The organism is Streptomyces sp. NPDC055140, assembly GCF_053607285.1.
In genome coordinates this window covers 1-8,250 of the sequence record NZ_JBSGTG010000080.1, presented here as the reverse complement: position 1 = coordinate 8,250, position 8,250 = coordinate 1, and the positions used below count along the sequence as shown (strand labels likewise).

Below are 8,250 nucleotides of genomic sequence, written 5' to 3'. Positions count from 1 at the left end.
ACGAGAGCATCCCCAACCACCCGTTCCCCGATGGCGCTTCCAGCTCCAGGCAGAGGTCCCCCAGCTCGAAGATCATTAGCGGGACAAGCCTTAGGGTGCCGCAATGAGGTTACGCGGAGTGTTCATCGCATTTTTCCTGGTCCCGCTGGCGTGGGGGGTGATCACCCTGCTGAGGGCCGGGGCGGCCCACGGCGTCCCGGACTGCCCGGGGCTCCAGCTGGGCGAGGACGGCGAGGACCACCCCGGCCTCATGCGGCAGGGCTACACCTGCGCGCTCGACTACAACGTCCGCGGCGGCGATTCGGCCGGCACGGCCACGTACGACCAGCTCAAGTACGCCCAGGAGGTGAAGCGCGGCGACCTCCTGGGCCAGGGCCTGCTGTACGCGCTGTACGGAACGGCGGGCACGGCCGCCACCGTGATCGCCACCCGGAAGCGCGCCGACGGCTAGAGGCGATGAGGCGATCACCGCAGAGTGAGGCCGCGCTCCGGAGCGCCATCGAGGCGAGTGGACTAGAACAGGTCCATGGCCGGCGCGCTGTTCGTCGTGCGCTCATGGCGGCGGCCTCACCCCAGATGTCAGGTACGTGCGGAACCGCTCCTGACATCCACAGGTGACATCAACGACAGCGGACAGCGGCATCCCGAGGCGACCGATGGGGACGTCAGGCCGCCGAATCGCGCCGTCGACGACTGTCGGCGACGGCTGAAAAGTGGACCGGTATCGACGCTTGAAAGTTGACCCCCTCCAGAGGTCTGGCTCGTTGAGTCAGGCCGGGAGGAGTGGTGATCAGCGTGGAGGACTGGGCGGAGATTCGTCGGCTTCACCGGGCCGAGGAGATGCCGGTGAGAGCCATTGCGAGGAAGCTGGGCATCTCGAGGAACACCGTTCGCAGAGCCATTGCGGACGATGCTCCACCGAAGTATCAGCGGGCGGCGAAGGGCTCGATCGTCGATGTTGTCGAGCCGCAGATCCGCGAACTGCTCGAGCAGTGGCCGGAGATGCCGGCGACAGTGATCGCGGAACGAATCGGCTGGGACCGTGGCCTGACCGTGCTGAAAGAGCGGGTCCGGGAACTGCGTCCGGCCTATCGGCCCGTCGATCCGGCTTCTCGGACGGTCTATGAACCTGGCGAGCTGGCCCAGTGCGATCTGTGGTTCCCGCCGGCTGAGATCCCACTCGGCTTCGGGCAGGCCGGGCATCCGCCGGTGCTGGTGATGGTGGCGGGCTATTCGCGGTGGATCACCGCCCGGATGCTGCCGTCACGGTCGGCGGCCGATCTGATCGCCGGGCACTGGCGCCTGCTGACCGACCTCGGCGCTGTGCCGAGGGTGCTGGTCTGGGACAACGAAGGTGCCGTGGGCTCCTGGCGGTCCGGAGGGCCACGGCTCACCGACGAATTCGCTGCGTTCGCTGGGTTGTTGGGGGTGAAGTTCGTGCTCTGCAAGCCGCGGGATCCGGAGGCGAAGGGCCTGGTCGAGCGGGCGAACGGCTATCTGGAGACGTCGTTTCTGCCGGGGCGGGTGTTCACCTCGGCGGCGGACTTCAACGTCCAGCTGGCCGACTGGCTCGCCAAGGCGAATCGGCGTGTCCATCGCACTTTGCAGGCCCGTCCAGCGGACCGGCTCGAGGCGGACCGGTCGCGGATGCTGTCGCTGCCGCCCATCGCTCCGCCGGGCTGGTGGAAGGCATCGCTCAGGTTGCCGCGGGACCACTATGTCCGCCTGGACACCTGCGACTACTCCGTCCACCCGTTGGCCATTGGCCGTCGTGTCGAGGTGGCCGCGGATCTGGAACAGGTGCTGGTGACCTGCGACGGCGTCGAAGTGGCCCGGCATGCCCGTAGTTGGGCTCGTCATCAGACGATCACTGATCCGGACCATGCGGCCGCTGCCGCGGCCGGCCGCAGGACTGCCGCACTGAAGCAGGCGCCCGCGGATCTCACCGAGGTCGAAGAGAGGTCGCTCGAGTCCTATGACCGCATCTTCGGGGTCATCGACGGCGGACTGACCACTGGTGAAGGGGCAGCGTGATGAGCGCGAACAACAAAAAACAGACAGGCAGCAATCGCGACGCCACGTCCGAACTCGCCTATCTCACCAAGGCGTTGAAGGCTCCGGCTCTGCGAGATGCGGCCGCCCGGCTCGCCGATCGGGCCCGTTCGGAGGAGTGGAGCCATGAGGAGTATCTGGCAGCCTGCCTGCAGCGGGAGGTTGCCGCCCGCGACTCCCATGGCGCCGAGGGACGGATCCGCGCGGCTCGTTTTCCTTCCCGCAAGTCACTCGAGGACTTCGACTTCGACCACCAGCGGTCGGTCAAGCGCGAGGTCATCTCTCACCTCGGGACGCTTGATTTCGTCGTCGGGAAGGAGAACGTGATCTTCCTCGGGCCTCCTGGGACCGGCAAAACCCACCTGGCAACCGGGCTCGGAATCAGGGCCTGTCAGGCCGGCCACCGGGTCGCGTTCGCCACCGCCGCCCAGTGGGTGACCCGCCTTGCCGAGGCCCATACAGCCGGCCGGCTCAGCGACGAGCTCACCCGTCTCGGCCGCATCCCGCTGATCGTGGTCGACGAGGTCGGATACATCCCCTTCGAACCCGAGGCCGCGAACCTGTTCTTCCAGTTCATCTCGGGCAGATACGAACGCGCGTCCGTGATCGTCACGAGCAACAAGCCCTTCGGGCGCTGGGGCGAGGTCTTCGGCGACGACACCGTCGCCGCCGCCATGATCGACCGCCTCGTCCACCACGCCGAAGTCATCTCGCTCAAGGGCGACAGCTACCGCATGCGCGGACGCGACCTCGGACGGGTTCCAGCCGCCAATACCGGGGAATGACCAACATCAACTGACCAGCAGGGGGTCACTTTTCAACCGCCGGAACTGGCTCACAATTCAAGCGTCGCCGACAGACGACCTCACCAGGCAGAACTTACAAGGCAGATGTCGGCGGATCGAAATCGTCCGCGCCTACCAGTCTCGGGACGTGACTGAGGCCCAGGTCAACTGGTGCGAATCCGGAGGATCTTGGCCTCAGTCGTTCTCGGCCGTTTTTCGGTGCCGTGCCACTCACGTGCCGGATGGGCCGTGGGGTGGCCGCTTCACCTTCCTGATCTGGCCGTCCATGTAGTCGGCGATCACGGGGTTGAGCATGACGGCATCTGTCGCTCTCGGATTCGAGTGGCTCTCCACGAGGGGGCGACCACGACGACCTGCGGTTGCACATTGGCACCCACCGTCACAGATGCTGCGTCTTTCATCGGCGGATGGTCGCACCGTAGACATCCAGGCCGGCTGGAGCCTCGTCGAAGCATGGGGCATCGAGCCTTCCAACTACCGTGCAACAGCACCGGAGATCACAGACTTCAGCCCGATCCCGAGTGCTCAGATCGTGTGCTCGCTGAGAGACCTGGCCAGGTGTCTCGCAGCCAACCGGGATGTTCTCGCAGCCACAGGCCCGTGCCGTGCCTCACCCCTCGCCATCGACTGGCCCACCCCTCCCGCCGCCGGTCACCTCAAAACACCGGTGGCGGGAGTCTTCAGTCCAAGCCCTCGTTCCGGCGGCAGGGCGGCTCGCTCGTCACGGCTTCTGGGCCGATACGGCTGTCGTCTCCAGGCCGCGAAGCGTACCGCTGCAAGCTGTTGGTTGTTGAAAGACCTGGGTGAGGGGTGGTCCGCTCTTTCCCGATCCACGGTGTCGTGGTCGCGTCCCAACCGCGATCACCGTGGAGGTATCTATCGTGGTCCCTCTTTTGGCTACCGCCGTTCTGATGCTGCCTTCCCTAGCGCTGGCGGGCCCCTTCGCCGTAGTCGAAGCGCGTACGCGCGTGGGCCCGGGGCCTGGCCGTCACCGACGCATCACCCGAGGGCGGCATGCGGCGAGGGGACGGCGCCGGTGAATAGTCCGTACCTTCCCCGCCCCCGTCCTATGGTCACAAACCCCTGTGTCGTGTTGCGTTGGACGAGTTGCACCCCCAATCCGTCGGCACAGGCCAGAGCTGCCTTACGCCGCATCCTTGCCCAACTCGGTTTGAGCGGTGGGGCGATCGGGGACGCGGTGTTGTCCGTGTCCGAGCTCGTGGCCAACGCGACTGAACACGCGCCGGGACTGTACGAGATGAGGCTGCGGCTCACCGCGGCTGGGTACATCTGTGAGATCGAGGACAGAGATCCGCACGTCCCTGAGATTCCAGCATTTCCCTCGGATGCCAACTTCGCTCCCGACCCCGAAGGGCGCGGAGGAGGGCTGGACGCCTTACTGGACCTGCTCGCCGAGCGCGGCAGAGGGCTCTCCATTGTGAACGAACTCACCCGAGGGGCCTGGGGTTTCGGGTGCACACGCACCACCAAGGTCGCGTGGGCGCGCTTCCCGGCGAACGTGCCGCGGCTCCTCACGGAGAGTGTCGCGCGACCGCACAACGGCGCTTCCGATGAGGTATCCGAATGCACTGAGCGTTCGTGCGATCTGGATTGTTGAGACAGAAGAGTCGGAGAGGGAGTTGTGAGGGTCGATCCGTACGGTGTACGCCCGACCAGGGAGGCCGGTCCCCGCTGTGGCCCGAGTGGGGCCGGCCACCGCTGACGGTACGGCGGTGGGCACTCCGTCGCCCGGCTCCAACTTCGGGCCTCCCCGATGTTCGCAGTCGCTGCGGACGCCCGATCTCCGGCGCACCCGCGGCTGTTGTCCGGAGGCTGGCGCCCATCGATTCCTAATGCCGCTTGTCAACCCATCCCGGTCAGGTTCAGCAACGGTCAGGTAGACGACGAGGTGATGGTCACCGTGACGGACCGGTTGCGTAGTCCCTCAGCCAGGTAGGCCATTTCCACGGACGTGCCGACTAGGCCGACTTCCTTGAGGTCGGCGGCCATGAGCCGCGCTTCGCCCAGCGAAAGGTCCTGCATCTCGCGCAGGGCCCGCAGCACGTGAACGAGGCTTGCGTCCTTGTCCGCAAGGTGAAGCCGAGCGGGCCCGTGTGTGGTCAGTAGGGCCTGCCTGATGTCTTCGGGAGCTGGGCCTGTGTCCATCTCGCACCATGCGTCCGGGCAGGCTAGGCACTGCCCTTCAACGCCCCACCACAACCGACCGCGTTCGATGAACTGACCGACGTCGCGGACCAGCTCACCACCGCAGCTCGCGCACAGCGATGTGAGCTTCACTCCTTGAGTGGCGGTGATCACTGGTCTCTCTCCCTGCGGCATCGATCCGGATGATCCTGCCCTACTCGACAGGATCTGACGACCAGGTTGTCCGGGAGGCACGGATCGCAGGCAAGGACGTCATGCGGCGACTGAGATCGGGGTGCCGGCTGGTAGCACCGTCCGTCTCGAAGGAGGGCCCAGAGGACGTTGACGCGGCGGCGGGCGAGGGCGAGGACGGCCTGGGTATGGCGCTTGCACTCGGCTCGTTTGCGGTCGTAGAACCGGCGGGACTCATCGCAGAGTTGGATGCTGAACAGCGCGGAGGTGTAGAAGACGCGCTGGAGTCGGCGGCTGTATCGCTGGTGCGCCGCAGGTTACCGCTGATCTTGCCGGAGTCACGCGGGACGGGTGCGACGCCACCGAAGCCAGCGAGGCGGTCGGGGGTGCCGAAGGCACTCATGTCGCCACCGGTGACGGCCAGGAACTCGGCGCCGAGGATGACGCCCAGGCCGGGCATGCGGTGGGCTGCGGGTGAAGCAGATCGCTCATGCGCTGGACTGGGCTGGGCTGGGGCACGACACCGGCGAAGGTGGAGGGGGTGGGGGCCGGATCAAGCGTCTGGCTGCCCGGGGCTGGGCCACCGAGAACGAGCCAGGGGTGTTCGGCCTGGTCAGCTCGGTGCCGGCCGCGGGGTGAGGAAGGCGTCCCGGCGGCGTCCGGCCAGGCGGCTGCTCATCAGCATGGTCATCGACCACTGCACCATCGCCTCGTGCATGACGGGCAGCACCTCGTAATCCCGCACCAGGCGCCTCGATCGCACCAGCCAGCTCAGCGTGCGCTCCTGGGATGTGGCGGCGCGAGGTGTGCGCCACCGCCAAGCTGCCCGAGAGCACGGTGGACCGCGACGCGTAGGTGGTGTGTGTGCTGGAGCAGCCGCACCGCGCGTCGAACCGTCGGGATGTCTTCGCCGCGCCGTCCAACCGCTGGGCGGACCCGCGCGCGAGGCTGCTGGACGGGGCGCGCCGGGAGGCGATGCGCGAGACCTCCTGGCGGGGCTGAGCCTGCAGCAGCCGGTCGAGGATCGCCTGGCCGGCCTGACCCAGGCGCTGGATGCGGCCTGGCGACAGATGGCCGACCGGCGAGGCCGCCAGATGACCGCGTACTGGTCTACGAGCGGAATCTGTCGCGTACCCGACTTGTGTCGATGCCGGAACGACGGTGTGATCCTTCCGTGTCCCGGCTCGCGCAGGCTCGGAGAATGAAGCCAGCCTCCTGGAACGCCTTGTGGATCGTACGGACCCGTCGCCGGGTCGCAGCGACGGCAGCCGCCGGCGTGCTGCTTCTGCTGGGCGCCGGCGGTGGCCAGGCCCATGCATCCCCCCGGCAGGACCCTTCGCTCTCGCCGAACAGGACGGTCACCGGGCAGCTCGAGGTCCCGGAGGCACTCAATCTGACACTGCCGGCCGAGGCGGACAGCGAGGGCTACGTGGCGCCGAGCCTGCCGCAGTACAACTACAAGTTCACCCCGCCCGGCCCGGTCCACAACCTCCGCCTGGTCATCGACGCCACCGATCTGCGGGGAATTGCGGAGATAAAGCCGAACTATGAGATATGCAAGGCGAAGGGCCTGGTCGTCACCTGTATCAACAAGGGCAAAGCCCAGGACCACACCTACGCCGCGTGGGTCACCCTCACCGCCGCCCCCGGCGCCCGCGCAGGCGCCACCGGCGACCTCAAATACCGGCTCAGCGTGGACGAGAGCAAGACACCAGTCACCGCCACCACCCAGGTCACCGCGGGCACGCCAAAGCTGGTCATCTCAGAACTTCCCGACCGCAGCGGACTGCGCACCGACGACATCGTCGAACTGCCCTTCAAGCTCCGCAACATCGGCAGCACCCCCGTCAAGGAGTTCTCGCTCGGGCTTGGCGCGACGCCCGGGCTGGAGATCGTACGTCTGCCCCGGAACTGCCAGTGGGAGTCGCAGGGCCCGTTCTGCGACTTCCGTACGCCCGTCGCCGCCGGGCAAACCGTCCAGTTCAGCAGGCCCATCGCGGTACGGGTCACCGAGGAAGCCCTGCGGCCCTGGGTCGGCTACCGGATCGAGCCCCGCCTGCTCCCCGACCCCGCCGACAAGCGCGGCACCCCAGGTACCGCACCGCCGGTCAGCCTGGTTCCCACCTCTGGGGGCGACTTCGCGGCCGCCGAGGAGGGCTATCCGGGGGCTCGCAAGCTCGAACTGGCCGCTGTCGGCAACCACGCCGACTTCTCGGTCAAGGCGGACGGGCTCAAGTCGGCCGGCGGACTCGGGGAGCCCGCCTCACTCACCTTCTCCGTACGCAACGAGGGCCCGGCGGCTGCCTTCCGCATCGACAACAAGGACCTCGTGTACCTGGACATCACCCTTCCGCCGGGTGCCACCGTCCCGGCACCCTCCGACGACGGCGGGGACGGCGAAGAGGAAGAGCAAGACGGCCGGCCATGTGTCCCACACGGGGAGCGTGTCTACCGGTGTCCGATCGGCTATTTCTTCGACTCCGACGAGGGGCTGGAGCCCGGCGAGGTACGCCAGGTCATTCTGCCGTTGGCGGATTCCGCGTTCACCGGCTCCGTCACCGCCCGTCTGGTCCCAGCCCCTGGCTTCAGCACCGGCGACCCGAACCCCGCCAACGACTTCGCCGCGATCAAGGCCAACGACCGGAGCGAATCCGAATCCGCGGCCAAATCCGACGCGAATTCCGCCCCCTCCACCGGCCTGATCGCAGGCGCGACGGCGACCGGCTCCGTCGCCGTGCTGGCGGCAGTCACCCTCGTAGTACGCCGCAGACGTCCGGAGGACTCATGACCAACGGCACAACCTGGAAGATGTGGCATGACGACCACCTCATCGGCACCCAGACCTTCCAAAGGCATGCGGGAGGTACCGACGGGTCCCCCGGCAGTGCGGGGACTGCGCGAACCGTCAGGGCGGATGCCTCCGGCATCAACCCCGTCGGTTCCGTCCGGCACCTACTAGGTGTATTGCCCTGAAGCGTTGTTTGCGCGGCTGATGGGGGGCTTGCCTGCGAGTGCGGTGTGGCATCGGTGGTGGTTGTAGGTGTGGAGGAAGTCT

Annotated in this window: 7 protein-coding genes and 2 pseudogenes; 5 read left to right on the top strand and 4 right to left on the bottom strand. The window is 67.3% G+C overall.

The features are described from left to right. Nucleotides 1-103: 103 nt before the first annotated feature. The 4 genes from ACWFR4_RS46855 to ACWFR4_RS46840 all read left to right on the top strand — a co-directional run bounded on the left by ACWFR4_RS46855 (nt 104) and on the right by ACWFR4_RS46840 (nt 4,476). Nucleotides 104-451 (top strand): hypothetical protein, encoded by a 348-nt coding sequence (locus ACWFR4_RS46855; protein ID WP_453467604.1) that lies wholly within the window; start codon nt 104-106, stop codon nt 449-451. A gap of 335 nt (nt 452-786) precedes the next feature. After that, entirely contained in the window at nt 787-2,034 is a 1,248-nt protein-coding gene (istA, locus tag ACWFR4_RS46850) for an IS21 family transposase (RefSeq protein ID WP_453657862.1), read from the top strand. Then, entirely contained in the window at nt 2,034-2,837 is an 804-nt protein-coding gene (istB, locus tag ACWFR4_RS46845; protein ID WP_453657860.1) for an IS21-like element helper ATPase IstB, read from the top strand. Before istA ends, istB begins: the two co-directional genes overlap by 1 nt. 313 nt (nt 2,838-3,150) lie before the next feature. After that, nucleotides 3,151-4,476: an ATP-binding protein gene (locus ACWFR4_RS46840; protein WP_453657858.1), complete on the top strand. Its 1,326-nt coding sequence runs from the start codon at nt 3,151-3,153 to the stop codon at nt 4,474-4,476. 275 nt (nt 4,477-4,751) lie between these two features. On the opposite strand, the gene ACWFR4_RS46835 is transcribed toward ACWFR4_RS46840, so the two are convergent. From ACWFR4_RS46835 to ACWFR4_RS46825, 3 genes and pseudogenes are all read right to left on the bottom strand, one after another. Continuing rightward, nucleotides 4,752-5,177 carry a hypothetical protein gene (locus tag ACWFR4_RS46835; protein ID WP_453657856.1) on the bottom strand — a complete coding sequence of 142 codons (426 nt, stop codon included), beginning with the start codon at nt 5,175-5,177 and terminating at the stop codon, nt 4,752-4,754. A gap of 125 nt (nt 5,178-5,302) precedes the next feature. After that, nucleotides 5,303-5,658: pseudogene (locus ACWFR4_RS46830) on the bottom strand (transposase); the annotation flags it as partial. Nucleotides 5,659-5,808: 150 nt separating this feature from the next. After that, nucleotides 5,809-5,958 (bottom strand): hypothetical protein, encoded by a 150-nt coding sequence (locus tag ACWFR4_RS46825; RefSeq protein WP_453657854.1) that lies wholly within the window; start codon nt 5,956-5,958, stop codon nt 5,809-5,811. Between the two features lie 438 nt (nt 5,959-6,396). On the opposite strand from ACWFR4_RS46825, the gene ACWFR4_RS46820 reads away from it, so the two are divergent. Beyond that, entirely contained in the window at nt 6,397-7,983 is a 1,587-nt protein-coding gene (locus ACWFR4_RS46820; RefSeq protein WP_453657852.1) for a hypothetical protein, read from the top strand. Between the two features lie 167 nt (nt 7,984-8,150). Here the strand turns inward: ACWFR4_RS46820 and ACWFR4_RS46815 are convergent. After that, nucleotides 8,151-8,250 (bottom strand): annotated as a pseudogene (locus tag ACWFR4_RS46815) (IS481 family transposase); the annotation flags it as partial.